At 73.5% G+C, this 17,325-nt stretch carries 14 protein-coding genes; 10 read left to right on the top strand and 4 right to left on the bottom strand.

Annotated elements, in window-relative coordinates; genetic code table 11:
• Positions 1–119: 119 nt before the first annotated feature.
• Positions 120–470, bottom strand: a complete 351-nt coding sequence (locus ACWDS7_RS36355; RefSeq protein WP_451932950.1) for a hypothetical protein — start codon at positions 468–470, stop codon at positions 120–122.
• A 246-nt stretch (positions 471–716) separates the two neighbouring features.
• The gene (locus ACWDS7_RS36350; protein WP_306864559.1) at positions 717–1,745 is read right to left on the bottom strand and encodes a GDP-mannose 4,6-dehydratase; all 1,029 of its coding nucleotides are present in this window, start codon (positions 1,743–1,745) and stop codon (positions 717–719) included.
• Positions 1,746–1,986: 241 nt separating this feature from the next.
• Between ACWDS7_RS36350 and ACWDS7_RS36345 the strand changes: the two genes are divergently transcribed.
• The 3 genes from ACWDS7_RS36345 (at position 1,987) to ACWDS7_RS36335 (ending at position 5,159) form a co-directional block, all read left to right on the top strand.
• Positions 1,987–3,267 carry a glycosyltransferase family 4 protein gene (locus ACWDS7_RS36345; protein ID WP_370879793.1) on the top strand — a complete coding sequence of 427 codons (1,281 nt, stop codon included), beginning with the start codon at positions 1,987–1,989 and terminating at the stop codon, positions 3,265–3,267.
• Positions 3,268–3,313: 46 nt separating this feature from the next.
• Complete coding sequence (locus tag ACWDS7_RS36340) at positions 3,314–4,027, top strand: class I SAM-dependent methyltransferase (RefSeq protein ID WP_370879693.1); 714 nt, start codon at positions 3,314–3,316, stop codon at positions 4,025–4,027.
• Between the two features lie 79 nt (positions 4,028–4,106).
• The gene (locus ACWDS7_RS36335) at positions 4,107–5,159 is read left to right on the top strand and encodes a prenyltransferase (protein ID WP_306864554.1); all 1,053 of its coding nucleotides are present in this window, start codon (positions 4,107–4,109) and stop codon (positions 5,157–5,159) included.
• 411 nt (positions 5,160–5,570) lie between these two features.
• Here ACWDS7_RS36335 and ACWDS7_RS36330 read toward each other — a convergent pair whose 3' ends face one another.
• Positions 5,571–5,858 carry a hypothetical protein gene (locus ACWDS7_RS36330; protein ID WP_451932949.1) on the bottom strand — a complete coding sequence of 96 codons (288 nt, stop codon included), beginning with the start codon at positions 5,856–5,858 and terminating at the stop codon, positions 5,571–5,573.
• Between the two features lie 220 nt (positions 5,859–6,078).
• On the opposite strand from ACWDS7_RS36330, the gene ACWDS7_RS36325 reads away from it, so the two are divergent.
• Genes ACWDS7_RS36325 through ACWDS7_RS36310 form a run of 4 tightly spaced genes read left to right on the top strand, consistent with a single transcriptional unit; the run spans position 6,079 to position 14,691 of the window.
• A complete protein-coding gene (locus ACWDS7_RS36325; RefSeq protein ID WP_451932948.1) occupies positions 6,079–7,038 on the top strand; it encodes a DUF1702 family protein in 960 nt (319 codons plus the stop codon).
• 17 nt (positions 7,039–7,055) lie between these two features.
• Entirely contained in the window at positions 7,056–9,221 is a 2,166-nt protein-coding gene (locus ACWDS7_RS36320; RefSeq protein ID WP_451932947.1) for an FG-GAP-like repeat-containing protein, read from the top strand.
• Between the two features lie 2 nt (positions 9,222–9,223).
• Complete coding sequence (locus ACWDS7_RS36315) at positions 9,224–10,162, top strand: enediyne biosynthesis protein UnbU (protein WP_451932946.1); 939 nt, start codon at positions 9,224–9,226, stop codon at positions 10,160–10,162.
• A gap of 29 nt (positions 10,163–10,191) precedes the next feature.
• On the top strand, positions 10,192–14,691 hold the full coding sequence (locus ACWDS7_RS36310; protein ID WP_451932945.1) for an SDR family NAD(P)-dependent oxidoreductase: 4,500 nt from the start codon (positions 10,192–10,194) through the stop codon (positions 14,689–14,691).
• 2 nt (positions 14,692–14,693) lie between these two features.
• Here ACWDS7_RS36310 and ACWDS7_RS36305 read toward each other — a convergent pair whose 3' ends face one another.
• Positions 14,694–15,341, bottom strand: coding sequence for a class I SAM-dependent methyltransferase (locus tag ACWDS7_RS36305; protein WP_451932944.1), 648 nt, complete (start codon positions 15,339–15,341; stop codon positions 14,694–14,696).
• Between the two features lie 77 nt (positions 15,342–15,418).
• Here ACWDS7_RS36305 and ACWDS7_RS36300 point away from each other — a divergent pair, with 77 nt between their 5' ends.
• The 3 genes from ACWDS7_RS36300 to ACWDS7_RS36290 are packed head-to-tail and all read left to right on the top strand — an operon-like array spanning position 15,419 to position 17,184.
• Positions 15,419–15,883: a pyridoxamine 5'-phosphate oxidase family protein gene (locus tag ACWDS7_RS36300; RefSeq protein ID WP_451932943.1), complete on the top strand. Its 465-nt coding sequence runs from the start codon at positions 15,419–15,421 to the stop codon at positions 15,881–15,883.
• Positions 15,884–15,892: 9 nt separating this feature from the next.
• Positions 15,893–16,087 (top strand): ferredoxin, encoded by a 195-nt coding sequence (locus ACWDS7_RS36295; protein ID WP_203876987.1) that lies wholly within the window; start codon positions 15,893–15,895, stop codon positions 16,085–16,087.
• Between the two features lie 11 nt (positions 16,088–16,098).
• A complete protein-coding gene (locus ACWDS7_RS36290; protein ID WP_451932942.1) occupies positions 16,099–17,184 on the top strand; it encodes a Zn-dependent alcohol dehydrogenase in 1,086 nt (361 codons plus the stop codon).
• Positions 17,185–17,325 lie beyond the last annotated feature (141 nt).

Raw genomic sequence — 17,325 nt, 5'->3', positions numbered from 1 at the left:
CGTTCGCCACTTTGGCGCTTGAGCGTGGCGCATCCCCCCGTGAGATCCAAGAGGCTCTTGGCCCGCGGACCACCCCGCCCGGAGACGCGCGATCGTGGCGCCGCCGGACGGGACGGCCGCTACTCCACGTAGCTGATCAGGAAGGGGAGCCGCTGGCTGCCGTCCTCCACGGTGCCGATCGCCCCGCTGGGGTGGAGCACGACGTTGTCGTCGCCGTAGTGGTCACCCCTCCAGGAGTAGATCCACGTCGGGCCGTCGAGGTACTTGGCGGCGCTGGTACGCCACACGTCGGAGGGGATGTCGGCCAACTGGCGGCCCTCCCCCTGGGCCGCGGCGAAAACGCGCGCCTCCTCGCGGGTCTTCTTGAGGCCCTTGCCGTACCAGTACAGGTGGTACGTGCCGGTGGCGAGCGCGCCGTCCTCCTCGGAGCCATCGACGGAGATGGGGATCTGTGTCAGCTGTTCGGTCATCGCTGTCCTACCTCTCACTCGGGGGAGGCGCACGGAGCACCGTCCCCCACCCATTACGCACAGCTACATTTCCGTCACGGAAGGTAGTGAAACGGGGAGAGGGTAGGCAGGTCGACCGGAAGGGGTCACCCAAGGACGGCAAGCCCGGAGTCAGGCCGGAGCCCGGAGCCGGACGGCAGGCCCGGGGCCGGGCCGGAGCCGGACGGCAGACCCGGAGTCAGCCGGAGCCCGGGGCCGGACCGGGGCTCAGGGCCAGGAGGAGTCCTGGTCGGGGTCGCCGCCGTCGGACAGGAGCTTGACGTCGGACTCGACCATCATCGCGACGAGCTCCTCGAAGGAGACCGACGGCTCCCAGCCGAGCTGGACGCGGGCCTTCTTCGGGTCGGCGCAGAGCAGGTCCACCTCGGCGGGGCGGTGCAGGGACCGGTCACCGACCACGTACCGCTCCCAGTCGAGGCCGGCCGCGGCGAAGGCGGCCTCCACCAGCTCGCGGACGCTGTGGGTACGGCCGGTGCCGATCACGTAGTCCTCCGGCTCGTCCGCCTGGAGCATCAGGTGCATCGCGCGGACGTAGTCGCCCGCGTAGCCCCAGTCGCGGCGCGCCTCCATGTTGCCCAGGCGCAGCTCGGAGGCGATGCCGAGCTTGATCCTGGCCACGCCGAGGCTCACCTTGCGGGTGACGAACTCCGCGCCCCGGCGCGGGGACTCGTGGTTGAACAGGATCCCCGACACCGCGTACATGCCGTACGACTCGCGGTAGTTCTGGGTCAGGAAGTGGCCGTACGCCTTGGCCACGCCGTACGGCGAGCGGGGGTGGAAGGGGGTGATCTCGGTCTGCGGGGTCTCGCGGACCTGTCCGAACATCTCCGACGAGGACGCCTGGTAGAAGCGGATCTGCCCCGATCCGGCGGCCGTCCGCGAGGACGAGATGCCCGAGCAGACCCGGATGGCCTCCAGCATGCGCAGCACGCCCATGCCCGTCACCTCGGCGGTGAGCTCGGCCTGCTCCCACGACATCGGGACGAACGAGATGGCCCCCAGGTTGTAGACCTCGTCCGGCTGGACCTTCTCCACGGCGGAGATCAGCGAGCCCTGGTCGAGCAGGTCGCCGCGGACGAGCTGGACGTCCTGCAGGAGCTTGCGCACCCGGGAGACGCGCGGGTTGGCCTGCCCGCGGGCCAGACCCCACACCTCGTATCCCTGATTCAGCAGGCACTCGGCCAGATAGGAACCGTCCTGCCCGGTGATACCGGTGATCAGTGCGCGCCTGGCCAACGCGTCCTCCTTGTTCGTCGAGCGGACCTCGTACCGCTGATTGGCGAATGTACCGCCATGCCCATAGATGGGCACCATGTCGGTCACACCACGACTAGAACGCGTTTCACCGAATCATACTCGGTCAGCCTAACTCCGCAGTTCGGGCCCTGTGCGAATTGTTCTGGGAACAATTACACCTCCGGTCCAAGAGAGCTCCCGAATGGTAGGGTCCGACTACGAAGGTCATCTTTCACGGTACCTGTCCCCTTCCGGACAGGGTGAGGAAGGGGTTGCCGTGCCAGGTGCGGACTCACTGCGGGTCGCGCTGCTGTCCTACCGCAGCAAGCCGACCTGCGGCGGCCAGGGCGTCTACCTGCGTCACCTCAGCCGGGAACTGGTCGCCCTCGGGCACCACGTCGAGGTCTTCTCCGGCCAGCCGTACCCGGAGCTCGACGAGGGCGTCATCCTCAACAAGGTCCCCAGCCTGGACCTCTACCGCGACGAGGACCCCTTCCGCACCCCCAAGCTGGGTGAGTACCGCGACTGGATCGACTGTCTAGAGGTCGCGACCATGTGGACCGCCGGGTTCCCCGAGCCGCTGACCTTCACTCTCCGGGCGCGCCGCGAGCTGAGCAAGCGCGTCGGCGACTTCGACGTCGTGCAGGACAACCAGACGCTCGGCTACGGCCTGCTCGGCATCCAGAAGCTGTTCCCCGTGGTCGGCACCATCCACCACCCGATCAGCGTGGACCGCCGGATCGAGCTGAAGGCCGCGCCGCTGCGCAAGAAGCTCTCGCTCAGACGGTGGTACGGCTTCGTGCGGATGCAGGCCAAGGTCGCTCCCCGGCTGAACCCGATCCTGACCGTCAGCGAGTCCTCCCTCGCCGACATCCACCGCGACTTCAACGTGCCCCAGGCCAACATGCGGCTCATCCCGCTCGGCGTGGACACCCGCTACTTCCACCCGCGCCCCGAGATGCCCAAGCGGCCCGGCTCGATCGTCGCGGTGGCCAGCGCCGACTCCCCGATGAAGGGCGTGGCGACGCTGCTGCGCGCGGTGGCGAAGCTCGCCACCGAGCGCGACGTCAACCTGACCGTGGTCAGCAAGCCCACCCCCGGCGGCCCGACCGAGAAGCTGGTCGCCGAGCTCTCCCTGCACGACCGGGTCCGGTTCGTGCACGGCATCTCCGACACCGAGCTGGGCGAGCTGATCGCCACCTCCGAGATCTCGGTCGTGCCCTCGCTCTACGAGGGCTTCTCGCTGCCGGCCGTCGAGCACATGGCCTGCGGCACCCCGCTGGTCGCCAGCCGTACCGGCGCTCTGCCCGAGGTGGTCGGCGACGCGGCCGTCCAGGTGGCCCCCGGCGACCCCGAGGAACTGGCCGCCGTCCTGCGCCGGCTGCACGACTCCCCGGAGGAGCGGGCCGCGGTGGGCAGGAAGGGCTACGAGCGGGTCATGGAGCGCTACACCTGGAACGTCGTCGCCCAGCGGACCGTGGAGGCCTACCACGAGGCCATCCAGGCCCGCCGGGCGAAGTGACCGGATCTCAAACCGAACATCTCAAAAGGCTCAAGAGGAGCGGCGAGTGCTGACTGTCGACTTCGGCCGGTTGCCCGTGGGGCCCGGAACCCGAGTTCTGGACCTGGGCTGCGGCGGCGGACGGCATGCGTTCGAGGTGCTGCGCCGGGGCGCCGACGTCGTGGCCTTCGACATGGACGCCGAGGAGCTGGAGGGCGTGGCGAGCATGTTCGCCGCGATGGACAAGGCCGGTGAGGTGCCCGCGGGCGCGACGGCCGAGACCGTGACCGGCGACGCGCTCAAGATGCCGTTCGAGGACGCCAGCTTCGACCGGGTGATCGCGGCCGAGGTGCTGGAGCACATCCCCGACGACATGGCCGCGATGCGGGAGATCTTCCGGGTGCTCAAGCCGGGCGGCCGGGCGGCCATCACCGTGCCGAGCTTCCTGCCGGAGCGGATCTGCTGGGCGCTGGACGAGGCCTACCACACCGCCCCCGGCGGGCACGTCCGCATCTACACGCTGGCCGAGCTGAGCGCCAAGCTGAAGTCGATCGGCATGGAGATCGGCCCGCACCACCACGCCCACGGCCTGCACGCGCCGTACTGGTGGATCAAGTGCGCGGTCGGCGTCAACAACGACGACCACCCGCTGGCCAAGGCCTACCACGAGATCCTGGTCTGGGACATCATGAAGCGCCCGGCCGCGACCAGGATCGCCGAGGCGCTGCTCAACCCGCTCATCGGCAAGAGCGTGGTGCTCTACGTGCGGAAACCCGCATGATCTACTGGGAGCGGATCCGACGCGGCGGGCGCAGTGGGCCGCGGAGGGACGGGGCGGACCGCGGAGCGAATGGGGAGCGGTGAGCGACCGGTTGGAGTGGGAGCAGGTCGTCCAGACCGCTCAGAGCATCGCGGACGTGCAGGAGGCCGACGGCGGTATCCCGTGGCCCGAGGGACACGTGGACGCCTGGAACCACGTCGAATGCCTGATGGCGATGAGCGTGGCGGGGCTCTCCGGACCGGCCCGCAAGGGTTACGACTGGCTGGTCCGCACGCAGCGGGCCGACGGCTCCTGGCCGATGAAGCTGGTCGGCGGCAGGGCGGTCGAGCAGGGCGGGGAGTCCAACCACGCCGCATATGTCGCGGTCGGCGTCTGGCATGAGCTGCTGGTCACCGGGGACGACGGATTCGCCCGCGAGATGTGGCCGGTCGTCCGGGCGGCGCTGGACTTCGTGGTCGAACTGCAGACCACCCGGGGTGAGATCGTCTGGGAGCGGGCGGCCGACGGCACGCCCGCCCGCTACGCCCTGCTGACCGGCTGCTCCTCCGTTTACCAGGGGCTCCGCAGCGGCGTGCTGCTGGGTGAGCGGCTGGGCGATCCGCAGCCCGACTGGGAGCTCGCGGCCGACCAGCTCGGCCACGTGCTCGCCGCCCATCCCGAGGCGTTCGCCGACAAGAGCCGCTTCTCGATGGACTGGTACTACCCGATCCTCGGCGGCGCGCTCCGCGGCCCGGCCGCCCAGGCGCGGCTGGCCGAGGAGTGGGACACGTTCGTGGAGCCGGGCCTCGGCATCCGCTGCGTCTCCGACCAGCCGTGGGTGACCGGCGCCGAGTCATGCGAGCTGGTGCTCGCCCTGGACGCCCTGGGCGAGCGGGACCGGGCGCTGAAGCTCTTCGCCGACATGCAGCACCTCCGGCACGAGGACGGCTCCTACTGGACCGGCTGGCAGTTCGTGAACGGCAAGCACTTCCCGCACGAGCGCTCCGCCTACACCGCGGCCGCCGTGGTGCTGGCCTCCGACGCGCTGACCGGGCACACCCCCGCCGCGGGCATCTTCCGGGACGCGGGCAGTCACGTGACCGACCGCCCCACGGCGGCCTGCGGCTGCAGCCACGCCCCCTCGCGGACCTGAGCCCGTGCCCCGCACAGGCGCGGGCCATGGCATTCCGGACCGAGCCCGTGCCGCTCAGGACTTGGGCCTGTGGCACCTACGGGACCGGAGTCCGTGCCCCGCACGGACCTGGGCGTGACATTCCGGACCGAGCCCGTGCCGCTCACGGGCCCGGGTCTGTTTCCCGCGCGGACCCAGGCGTGACATTCCGGACCGAGCCCGTGCCGCTCACGGGCCCGGGTCTGTTTCCCGCGCGGACCCGGAGCCGGTGACCCGTGTCCGTGATCCCGTCGACGGGCCCGCGGGCCTGACGGGACCACCCGGGATCTAACGCTTTCTTTGCCCGGAACCCGAAACGCGGTGCTTGAAGGGCCGAATGCGGCTTACTACGTTCGAGCCTGTGAGCAATGCGGAGGGCACCCGGACAACAGCTCAGAGTGACGGAGCCGAGGAGGTCTCCGCGGCGAAGGCCCCCGACGTGGCCCGGGTCCCCGGCACCGGGGAGGCCCCCGAGGAGGGGTGGTTCTCCGGCGCGGCCCCCGATCCGGAGGCGCCGTCCGACGACGTGCCGGAGCCGGCCTCCCCGGCCACCGCGTCTCCCGCCGCCCCGGCCTCCACGTCTCCGGCCACCCCCACCGTCCCATCCCTGGACACGCCGGCCGCCCTGGCCGTCCCATCCCTGGACATGCCGACCGCCCCGGCCGTCCCATCCCTGGACATGCCGACCGCCCCGCTCCCGGTCGTCCCACTCCCGGTCGCCCCGGCAGCATCAGCCTCGGCCGCCCCTTCCCCGGGCACCCCACTCCCTGCATCCCCGGCACTCCCTGCGTCCCCGGCCACCTCGACTCCGGTCGCCCCTTCTTCCCCGGGCACCCCACTCCCGGCCACTCCGGCCGCTCCGGCCACTCCGGCCCTGTCGGCTCCGGACGCCCCCACCCTCATGGACCCGGCGGAGCTGGAGCTGACCAGACCACGGGGCCTGACGAGTCTGCTCTGGCAGGACCTCGCCCGGGCCGACTCCGGGCCGCGCCGGTTCCGGCTGGGACCGGCCCGTGAGCGGCTGGAGAACTCGGGCCGGTCGTTCCTGACGGGCTACAACGCGGTGATCGCCGGTGAGGTCGAGCGGATCGACGACATCCACGACGAGCTGCGCGGATACGCCTACGGGGGCGCGGGAGCGGCCTGCGCGACCCTGGACGTGCTGACGGCCACCGGCGGCCGGCGGCTGAGGGGCCTGCTCAACGGGCCCGGCATGCGCCATCCGCACATGATCCACCTGGGCACCGGCTGGGCGTACGCCCGGCTGCGCATGCGGCCGATGTGGGGCATCCGCTCGGTCCACCCGCTGCTGCGCTGGCTGGCCTTCGACGGCTTCGGTTTCCACCAGGGCTTCTTCGCCACCGACCGGACGGTCGGGCGGCAGCGTACGGCCGGACTGATGGACCGGACGCGCCGGGCGATCTTCGATCAGGGACTGGGCCGGATGCTCTGGTTCCACGAGTGCGCGGGCGTGGACGACGTCATCCTCCGCATCGCCGAATTCCCTCCGGGCCGCCGCGCCGACCTGTGGAGCGGTGTGGGCATGGCCGCCACGTACACCGGCGGGGCGGGCGCCGCCGAGCTGGAACGGCTGGGCGCGGCGGCGGCCGAGGACGGCTTCCGCGCCCACCTCGTCCAGGGCAGCGCCTCCGCCTGCGCCGCAAGGCTGATCTCCGGGACCGTGCCCGAGCACACGGCCGCCGCCGCGCCCGCGCTGTGCGGGGCGGACGTCGACGAGGCCGCCGGCTGGACCGACACCGCGCTCATCGCCCTGGGGCACAACGCGCACAGCGGCGACCACTACCAGGCTTGGCGGGCGGGGATCAGGAAGACCTGGGCGCGGCGCAACCGCGACTCATGACCACAGCTCGGGGAGTCGTGAAAGCGGTGCCGGGGATCCGCAGGTGCGCGGCAGGAGCGCTGGCCCTGGCGGCCTGCGCCGCCGGCTGGCTGCTGACCGGCCCCCCGCGTGCCTCCACGGTGGAGGCCGCCGCGGGCTTCTCCTTCGCCGCCAGCCGCCTCGGCCCGGCCGACCGGCCGGGCGACCGGAGCCTCCGGCCGGTCGCGCCGGGCTACCGGAACCTCCGGGCCTGGGTCTCCTCGACGGGCGCGGGGGTCGCGCTGTTCGACGTCGACAACGCGGTCGTCTCCGACGACGTGTGCCTGGTCGACCCGCGTCATGACACGGTGACCGTGAGCCCCGCGCCGGGGACGCCCCGGCACTACCGGCCGTTCACGCTGTCCGCGCCGGGGCGGATGCCGTACGAGGCGCCGACGGGGTGCCTGCCGGCCGACCTCGACCAGGACGGCTGGCAGGACCTGGTCGTCTACTACTGGGGCCGCTCCCCCTCGCTGTTCCTGCGTGTGCCCGGGGTCCCGCCGTCCGGGGCGGCCTTCCGCCACCGTGACCTGACCCCGCGGCCGGAGGTCTGGAACACCAGCGCCGCCACGGCCGGTGACTTCGACGGCGACGGCCGCCTCGACCTGGTCTTCGGCAACTACTTCCCGGACGGCGCCAGGGTGCTGGACGACACCGGCGACCACGGTGACATCGTGCTGCCCGGCTCGCTGTCCGACGCCGGGGACGGGGGTGCCGACCGGCTCTACCGGGCGACGGGGCCCGCCCGGTTCGCCGAGGCCGAAGGGGCGTTCGGCGAGTCCGGGGGCAGGGGGTGGACGCTCGCGCTGGGCGCCCAGGACCTGGACGGCGACGGGCTGCCCGAGCTGTACGTGGCCAACGACTTCGGCCCGGACGAGCTGCTGGTCAACGAGTCCGCGCCCGGCAGGATCAGCTTCCGGGAGGCGCGCGGCACCCGGCACCTGGCCACGCCCAAGTCCCGCGTGGTCGGCCAGGACTCCTTCAAGGGCATGGGGGTCGGCTTCACCGATCTCAACGCCGACGGCACACCGGACATCCTGGTCAGCAACCTCACCGAGGACTACGCGCTGCACGAGAGCAACTTCGCCTTCGTCTCCCGGCCGGGCGGGCTGCACGGGGGCCACGCGCCCTACGACGACCGCGGCGAGGAGCTGGGGCTGGGCCGTACCGGCTGGTCCTGGGACGTCAAGGCCGCCGACTTCGACAACGACGGCACCGACGAGATCATGCACGCGACCGGGGCGGTCCGGGGGGAGGTCAGCCGGTGGGCGCAGCTGCAGGAGGCGGCGATGTCCAACGACCTGTTCCTGCGGGAGCCGGCGCTGTGGCCGCGCCTCGGGGCCGGGGACGACCTGTCGGGCCGCGACACCAACAGCTTCTTCGCCCGGGGCGCCGACGGCCGCTACGTGGACGTGGCCCGGCGCGCCGGGGTCGGCGGGGACACGGTCAGCCGGTCCTTCGCCGTCGGTGACGTCGACGACGACGGGCGGCTGGACTTCGCGGTCGCCAACCAGTGGGCCGCCTCGGCGCTCTACCGCAACGACGGCGCCACCGCGCCGTTCGTGGGCCTGCGCCCGCGCCTTCCCGCCGGTCCCTGCGTCACGGCCCCCGCCCGGGCCCATCCCTTCCCGGCCCAGGCCCACCCCCTCCCGGCGCCTCTCACCTCAGCCGGCCCGGCCACGGCGCTCTCCGCGCTCATCAGCCCCCTCCCGTCCCGCTCCGCCCCCGGGCTCACCGGCCTCCTCTCACCCCACCCCGTCGCGGCGCTCTCGGCGCTCATCAGCCCTCTCCCGACCGGCCCGCCGCTGGAGCGGCCGCGGCTGACGCTCCCCGCGCTCGTCGGCCCGGTCGCGTCAGGCACCGGCCGGTCCCGCTCCGCCGCGCCCGGCCGGGTCCGGACGCGGCCGGCCGTCGGAGCCACCGCCACGGTGCGCCTGCCCGGCGGGAGGACGCTGAGCCGGCAGCTCTACCCGGCCAACGGGCACAACGGCGTCTCCGCGCCGGAGCTGCTGTTCGGCCTGGGCGACGGCGCGCCGGACGGCCCGTACCCGGTCGAGCTGTCCTGGCGCGACGCCTGCGGTGTCCTCCACGCCGCGTCGGTGTCCGTACGGCCCGGCTGGCACCGGCTCCTGCTGGCCGACGGCCGCGCCCGGGAGATGGGCTGATCATGACCACCGCCCGGGAACGCGACAGGGCGCTCCGGTATTTCGCCGGGTCCATCACCCTGGTGACGGTGCTGGGGCACACCGTGCTCGGCTTCGAGCAGGCATATCTGGCGCCGATCGTGGGCGCGGTCACCGGGATGACCGCCGAGTTCGCGCTGGAGACCGTGGAGGCGTGGGCGTGGCGGCGCCGGGCGCGGTACCGCGGGGCGGGGCCCGGCCGGGTGGCCGGCTTCCTGCTGCCCTCCTACATCACCGGGCTGACGTGCGCGATGCTGCTGTCCGGCAGCGCGCACCCGGCGCCGGTCGCGCTGGCCGTCCTCATCGGCGTCGGCAGCACCTACGTCCTGCGGGTCAGGGTGCCCGGCACGGCGGCGGGCACGCCCGGCAGGCACTACCTGAACCCGCCGTGCTCCGGCGCCGCCGCCGTGCTGCTGCTGATGCCGTGGGTCGGCGCCGCGCCGCCGTACCAGTTCACCGAATGGGTGTCGGGGCCGTTCGACGCGCTCGTGCCACTGGCCCTGCTGGCGCTGGGCGCGGCGAACGCCGGGCTGGCCGGGAGGCTGCCGCTGGCCCTGGGCTGGGCGGCCGGGTCCGTCCTGCAGGGGCTCGTCCGGGGCGCGGCGGCCGGCCTCCCGCCGCTCGGCGCCCTGCTGCCGATGACCGGCGCGGCGTTCGTCCTCTACACCACCTACCTGGTCACCGACCTGGACACGACTCCGACGAGGCCCCGCAACCAGGTCTGGTTCGGCCTGGCCGTGGCGGCGGTCTACGGCCTGCTGGTCCAGCTGCACGTCGTGTTCGGGCTGCTGTCCGCCCTTTTGATCGTCTGCGCCGGCCGGGGGGCGGGCCTGGCCCTGCTCGCCCGCGTCCGCCCGCTCACCGTCCCCGTCCCCGCCGGCGCGCGGGACCTGCCCGAGGTCCCGGCGGGCGTCCAGCCATGATCCATGTGAACACCGGAGAGGTGTGCCGAATGTCCGTCGCGATCGTGGGGTTGGCCTGCACCTATCCGGACGCGCCCGATCCGCTGGCGCTGTGGGAGACGGTGCTGTGGCAGCGGCGGGCCTTCCGCCGCCTGCCCGTCGAGCGGCTGGACCTGACCGACTACCACTCCCCCGACCGGTCGGCCCCCGACCGCACCCACAGCACCCGCGCCGCCCTGATCGAGGGCTGGGAGTTCGACCGGGCCGCCTTCGGCGTCCCCGAGGCGGTCCACCGGGTCACCGACCCGGCCCACTGGCTGGCCCTGGACACCGCCTCCCGCGCCCTGGCGGACGCGGGGGTCCCCGGCGGGGAGGGGCTCGACCGGGACCGGGTCACGGTGGTCGTCGGCAACACCCTGACCGGCGAGGTCTCCCGGGCCGCCGCCCTCCGGCTGCGCTGGCCGTACGTGCGGCGCGTACTGGCCTCGGCCCTGGCCGAGCTCCCCCAGGAGACGGCCGCCCGGTTGCTGGCCCAGGCGGAGACCGGGTATCTGCGGCCCTTCCCCGAGATCTCCGACGAGAGCCTGGCCGGGAGCCTGCCCGGCACGATCGCCACGCGCATCTGCGACCACTTCGGCCTGCGCGGCGGCGGATACGCGGTGGACGGCGCCGGCGCCTCGTCCCTGCTCGCGGTGGTCACCGCGTGCCGTTCGCTGCTGGACGGGAGCGCGGACTTCGCCCTGGCCGGCGGCGTGGACCTCAGCCTCGACCCGTTCGAGCTGGTCGGCCTGGCCAAGGCGGGCGTGCTGGCCGGTGAGCGGATGCGGGTCTACGACGTCCGGTCGGACGGTTTCTGGCCGGGCGAGGGCTGCGGGATCGTCGCCCTGGCGCGTACGGCCGACGCCCGTGCCGCCGGGTCCCGGATCTACGCGGAGATCGCCGGCTGGGGCGTGTCCTGCGACGGCGGGGGCGACCTCCCCCGTCCGGAGGCCGACGGCCGGCTCCTGGCGCTGCGCCGCGCCTACGCGCGGGCGGGGGTCTCCCCCGCCGCGGTCGCCCTGTTCGAGGGCAGCGGCACCGGCACGGCCGCCGCCGACACCGCCGAGCTCACCGCGCTCACCCGCCTCCTCTCCGACGCCGCGCGGCAGGCGGTCCCCGAGCCCGACCCCGTACGGCGGGCGGCGCCCGGGGCAGGTCCCGCTCCGGAGGCGGTGAACAGGACCGGGCCCGCGGAGGAGACTGCGCCCGGGACCGGCCTCGTGGAGGAGGCGGTGAACGGAACCGCGCGGCGGGCGGCGATCGGGTCCGTCGGCGCCAACATCGGGCACACCAAGGCGGCGGCCGGGGTCGCGGGGCTGATCAAGGCCACCCTGAGCATCGCCTCCGGCGTGCTCCCCCCGACCACCGGCTGCCGGTCCCCGCACCCCCTCCTGACCGCCCCCGGCGCGCCCCTGCGCGCCCTGGCCGCCCCCGAGCCGTGGCCCGCCGGACCCCGCCACGCGGGGGTGAGCGCCATGGGCTCCGGCGGTGTCAACGTCCACCTCGTCCTCACCGCGCCCGGCCCGGCCGGCGCGGATCCCCTCCCCGCCGGAGCGGGGGACGTCCGGCCCCGGCGGGCGATCGACGGGCCCTCGTGGGAGGAGCCGGTGGTGTTCGCCTTCTCGGGCGAGGACGCCGGGGCCGTGCGGCCGGTGCTGGAGCGTGTCGCGGACCAGGCGGCGCGGTGGTCGGAGGCGGAGCTGTGCGACCTCGCGCACGCGCTGGGGACCGCCCCCGCCGGGCCGTCGCGGATCGCGATCGTGGCGGGGTCGGCCGAACAGCTCGCCGAGCGGGCCGGCACCGCCCTGGAGTGGCTGGACGCCTCGGGGTCCGGCCTGCCGGCCGCCCTGCCGGGGATCTATCCCGGGCCGGGTCCGGAAGCCGGTGCCGCCCCCTCCCTCCCCGCCCCGTCCCTCCCCGCCCCGTCCCTCCCCGCCGGGGCCCCCTCGGCCGAGACCGCCGCCGCTCTCTGGGCGGCCATGATGGTCCCGGACCTCACCGCCCTCTACGGTGACCTCCCGGCCCGTCCCGTCGACATCTGGCGCGACCGCGTCTTCGTCGCCGGCCCGTGCGCGTCCGTCCCGCACGGCGGCGCCCGGCAGGAGACCCGTGCGGAGGCGCCCCGGGAGCGGGCCGGCGCCGGGCCGGTGGCCGGGGTGGCGCGCTGGGTGAGGTGCTTCGCCGAGGATCCGGAGGCCGGCGGCCGGGCCGCCCCCGTGGCGACCGGGGCCGGTCCCGCGGTGGCCGGGGCCGCTCCCACGACCGGGAAGGGACGTCCCGGCACCCGGCCGCGGACGGAGGCCCGGAAGAGTCCGGGCAGGCGGGTCGTGATCGGCGACCCGCTCCGGCCCGGGGCGGTCGAGACCCTGGTCACGGCGGTCCATGAGGCGATCGCGGGCCGCGAGGGGCTGACCGTGGTCTGCGAGGGCGACGCCCTGTCCGGGTTCCTGGCGTCGCTGCGGCTGGAGCATCCCGGCCTCGACCTGGGCGCCGGGCACCCGGGCGGCAGGATGCCGCTCGCCCTCGACGGGCAGGGGCCGCTCCCGGTGGGCCCCGCGGACGTGGTGCTGGTCAGCGGGGACAACGAGGGGATCGGGTCCGCCTGTGCCGTGGCGCTGGCCGAGGCGAGCGGGTGCGCGCTGGCCCTGCTCGGGCGGGAGCGGCCGGGCCCCGGAGCGGTGGCGGCCGGAGATCCGGAGAAGCTCGCCGCCAGGGGGATCCGGCACGGCTACGCGGCGGCGGACCTCGGTGACGCCGCGGAGGTGGGGCGCGCCGTACGGGAGCTGGAGAGCACGCTGGGGCCGGTCACCATGGTGATCCACTCGACGGGCGGCGGCCGGTCGGGCCGGTTCGCCGACCTCACGGCCGAGGACTTCGCGCGGCACGTCACCTCCGAGCTGACCGGCCTGGACAACCTGCTCGCCGCGGCCGCGCCCCGGCACGTCGTGACGTTCGGATCGGTGGCCGGCCGGTACGGCATGGCGGGCGAGAGCCGCCGGGCGCTGGCCTGCGGGCTGGTGCGCGACCGGGTCGGGAGGATCGGCGGGCTGCACGTCGACTGGCCGGCGTGGGCCGTCGACGGCTCCGGACCGGGGCCGGCCGGGCCCCCGGGCGGCGCGGACGCGACGGTTCTCACGCCGCGGGAGGGGACGGAGCTGTTCCTCACGCTGCTCAGGAGCGGGGACCTGCCGTCCGGCGTGGCCGTCCACGGCAGGCTGGACGGGCCCGCGGCCCCCTGCCAGGGAGGGGGCCGCTTCCTCGACGAGGTGCGCGTGCACGTCCCCGGGGTGGAGCTGGTCGCCGACAGCCGCCTGTCGCTCAAGAGCGACGCCTACCTGGACGACCACCGGATCGACGGGCTGGCGGTGCTGCCCGCGGTGGTGGCGCTGGAGGCGATGGCGCAGGCCGCGGGGGTGCTGGCGGGGCGGCCGCTGGACGAGGCCGGGCAGATGACGTTCGACCGGCCGGTGGTCGTGCCCGACGAGGGCGGCACCACGATCCGGGTGTGCGCGCTCCGGCACGGGCAGAGCGTCGAGGTGGTGGTCCGCAGCGAGGAGACGGGATTCCACGTCGACCACTTCAGGGCCGTGTTCCCGGTGGACCCGGCCGACGAGACGCTCGCCGTGCCGCAGCTGAACCGGGACGGCACCGAGCCGCTGGACGCCGGGGAGCTGTACGGCGCGCTGTGCTTCCACACCGGCCGGTTCCAGCGGGTCAGGGAGCTCACCCTCGTCGAGGCGCGGGGGTGCCGGGGCGAGCTGCAGGGCGACGGCCCGGACGGCTGGTTCGAGGGCAGGCCGGTGCTGGGCAGCCCGGGGCTGAGCGATGCCACGATCCACGCGCTGCAGGCGTGCGTGCCGCACCGGCGGCTGCTGCCGGTCGGCGGCGAGCGGCTGGTGGTCCGCCCGTCCCAGGGGGACGTCCGGCTGCACGCCACCGAGCGCCACCACGACGGGGGCGAGTACGTCTGGGACGTCACCGCCACCGACGTGCGCGGGCGGCTGGTGGCGGCGTGGACCGGACTGCGGCTGAAGGACGTCGGCCCGATCCCCCGGCGTGACCCGTGGCCGCCGAACCTGCTGGCCGTCTACCTGCAACGGGCCGCGATCGCCCTCGGCCTCGATCCGGCGCTCCACGTGACCATGGACGGCGGGACCTCCCGCAGCCGGCTGGGCGATCTCGTGCTCGGCGTGGACGCCCCGGCCCACTGTGCCTGGGAGCGGGTGGGCGGGGCGAGCGGGACCCTGGGACCGGCGTTCGCCCCGCTGATCGACGAGCTACGGCTGTGCTGCGACGAGCCCGAGGAGACCGTGACCGCCCGGATCTGGACGGCCGTCCAGTGCCTGTCCCGGGCGGACCGCCCGCCGTCGGCGCCGCTCACCGTCGTGGGAGGTCATGAGGACGGCTGGCTGCTGCTGCGGGCCGGCTCCGACCTGATCGCCTCGGTGGTGGTCCGGGTCAGGGGCGTGCAGGAGCCGGTCGCGGTCTCCATCGTGACCGGGGAGCGATGAGGTCAGCCGATGCCGGGGCCGACCCGCTCCAGCACCCGCAGCGACCCCTCCTGCCTGACCTCCTTGAACGCGCCGGAGGCCAGGACCCGCTGGTAGACGTGGTAGGGCGCCTGCCCGCCCGTCGCGGGGTCGGGGTAGATGTCGTGGAAGACCAGCGCGCCGCCCTGGACGACGTGCGGGGCCCATCCTTCGTAGTCCTTGGTCACCGGTTCCTCGGAGTGGCCGCCGTCGATGAAGAGCATCCCCAGCGGGGTCCTCCACAGCCCGGCGACCCGCTCCGACCGGCCGACGATCGCGACGACCTCCTCCTCCAGACCGGCGGAGGCGATCGTGGCGCGGAAGGTGGGCAGCGAGTCCATCTTGCCGAAGCGGGGGTCCACCAGCGTGGGATCGTGGTGCGCCCAGCCCGGCTGGATCTCCTCCGAGCCCCGATGGTGGTCGACGGTGAAGACGACGGAACCGGTCTGCCTGGCCGCCGCGCCGAGGTAGACGGCGGACTTGCCGCAGTAGGTGCCGATCTCGCAGATCGGCCCGCGCGGGCCGTACTCGACGGCGGTCTCGAACAGGGCGAGACCCTCGGCGTGGGGCATGAAACCCTTGGCACGCTGGGCCGCGTACAGCAGGTCGGCAGGCATGGTCGCGTCGCTCATCGGAGCAGACTACCTAGACCGAACAACATTCCGAACGGCCCTTGCCCGACCTTATGGAACGTGTTCTACTTTGCACCGTGAACCAGCGCGCTCGCATCGTGATGACCGAGGACGAGATCACCGCCTTCATCGCCGAATCGCGGAAGCTCCAGCTCGGCACGGTCAACCCTGACGGGACACCGCACCTGGTGACCATGTTCTACGGGCTGTCCGGGGGCCGGATCTCGTTCTGGACCTACGGGAAGGCCCAGAAGGCGCTCAACATCCAGCGGGACGCCCGGGTGAGCTGCCTGATCGAGGCCGGCGACGAATACTCCGACCTGCGCGGTGTCCTGGTGTACGGCGTCGCCCGGCGGATCGACGACTCCGAGGGCATCCTTGAGGTCGGCATGAACGTCTCCCGGCGGATGGCGGGAATGCCTGACGCCGAGGAGCTCCTCACGGAGTATGTCGCCCACACCGGCCGCAAGAGGGTCGCCTTCGTGGTGGAGCCCACTCGAGTGATCTCATGGGATCACCGTAAGCTCACCATCCCGGTCTAGGAGGCTCACATGAAAGTGAAGGTCGACTATCTGGTCTGCGAGGCCAACGCGGTCTGCACAGGACTCGCCCCGGAGGTCTTCGAGCTCGACGACGACGACCAGCTGCACCTGCTGCTGCCTGAGCCGCCGCCGGAGATGATGGACCGTGTCCGGCACGCCGTGCGGTCCTGTCCCAAAGCCGCCCTCTCCCTTGAGGAGAACTAGGAGGACCCCCAATGCGTGGTGCGCTTCTGCATGCCGTCGGCGACGACAAGCTCGACATCCGCGACGACTTCACCCTCACCCCGACGGGCCCGACGGACGTCCGCGTCAAGATCAAGGCGACCGGCGTCTGCCACTCCGACCTGTCGGTGATCAGCGGGGTGCTGCCCATGCCGCTCCCCGTCCTCCCCGGTCACGAGGGGGCGGGTGAGGTCGTCGAGGTCGGTGACCACGTGACCACGGTCCAGCCCGGCGACCACGTCATCATCAACTGGGCCCCCGCCTGCGGCACCTGCGCCAACTGCCTGGTGAACCAGCCGTTCCTGTGCATGACCTACATAATGGACAGCTTCGTCAACGCCCGCTTCCGCTACGGCGGCGACACTCCGGCGTTCGGCATGTCCGGGTGCGGCACCTGGTCCGAGGAGATCATCGTGCCCTGGCAGGGCGCGATCAAGATCGACCCCGAGGTGCCCTACGAGGCGGCGGCGCTGATCGGCTGCGGCGTCACCACCGGCGTCGGGGCGGCGCTCAACACCGCCCGGGTGAGGGCGGGCTCGACCGTGGCCGTGGTCGGCTGCGGCGGTATCGGCCTGTCGGTGATCCAGGGGGCTCGGATCTCCGGCGCGACCACGATCCTGGCGATCGACCCGCTGGAGTCCAAGCACGCGCTGGCCAAGCAGGTCGGAGCCACCCACGCCATCACCCCCGACCAGCTCATGGACGCGCTCGGGTCGCTGACCGGCGGCCGGGGATTCGACTACGGCTTCGAGGCCGTCGGCAAGTCCGCCGCCATCATGACCGCCTGGCAGGCCACCCGCCGCGGCGGCGACGTGATCGTGGTGGGCGCGGGCGCGATGGACGACACCGTCCCGCTGAGCGCCTTCAACCTGCTGTTCGAGGGCAAGAACATCTTCAGCTCGATGTACGGCGGGTCGGACGTCCGCCGTGACTTCCCGTTCTTCGCCGAGCTGTACAAGGCGGGCAAGCTCGACCTGGAGAGCATGATCAGCGCCCGCATCAAGCTCGCCGACCTCAACGACGCCGTGGCCGCGCTGCGGGCCGGCGAGGTGCTGCGCCAGGTCGTCGTCATGGACTAGGTCATGTGACAGGCCGTGAAGGCGCCGGCGGCAGCGGCTGTGCCTCCTGCCCGCCGGACCGGCGCATCGGCGGCTCCAGGACCTTCTGCAGGCAGCCAGCGAGGGGGACGCCGCCGACGTTGCAGCGCACCCGGACCTGGC

Source organism: Streptosporangium sp. NPDC003464, from assembly GCF_053588315.1.
This window is presented reverse-complemented; position numbering and strand designations above follow the sequence as displayed.

Coding starts and splice junctions, on each gene's coding strand:
- ACWDS7_RS36355 (WP_451932950.1), bottom strand. CDS start 470: ATGACCGAACAGCTGACACAGATCCCCATCTCCGTCGATGGCTCCGAG.
- ACWDS7_RS36330 (WP_451932949.1), bottom strand. CDS start 5,858: ATGTCCAGGGATGGGACGGCCGGGGCGGTCGGCATGTCCAGGGATGGG.
- ACWDS7_RS36325 (WP_451932948.1), top strand. CDS start 6,079: ATGGACCCGGCGGAGCTGGAGCTGACCAGACCACGGGGCCTGACGAGT.
- ACWDS7_RS36315 (WP_451932946.1), top strand. CDS start 9,224: ATGACCACCGCCCGGGAACGCGACAGGGCGCTCCGGTATTTCGCCGGG.
- ACWDS7_RS36310 (WP_451932945.1), top strand. CDS start 10,192: ATGTCCGTCGCGATCGTGGGGTTGGCCTGCACCTATCCGGACGCGCCC.
- ACWDS7_RS36305 (WP_451932944.1), bottom strand. CDS start 15,341: ATGAGCGACGCGACCATGCCTGCCGACCTGCTGTACGCGGCCCAGCGT.
- ACWDS7_RS36295 (WP_203876987.1), top strand. CDS start 15,893: ATGAAAGTGAAGGTCGACTATCTGGTCTGCGAGGCCAACGCGGTCTGC.
- ACWDS7_RS36290 (WP_451932942.1), top strand. CDS start 16,099: ATGCGTGGTGCGCTTCTGCATGCCGTCGGCGACGACAAGCTCGACATC.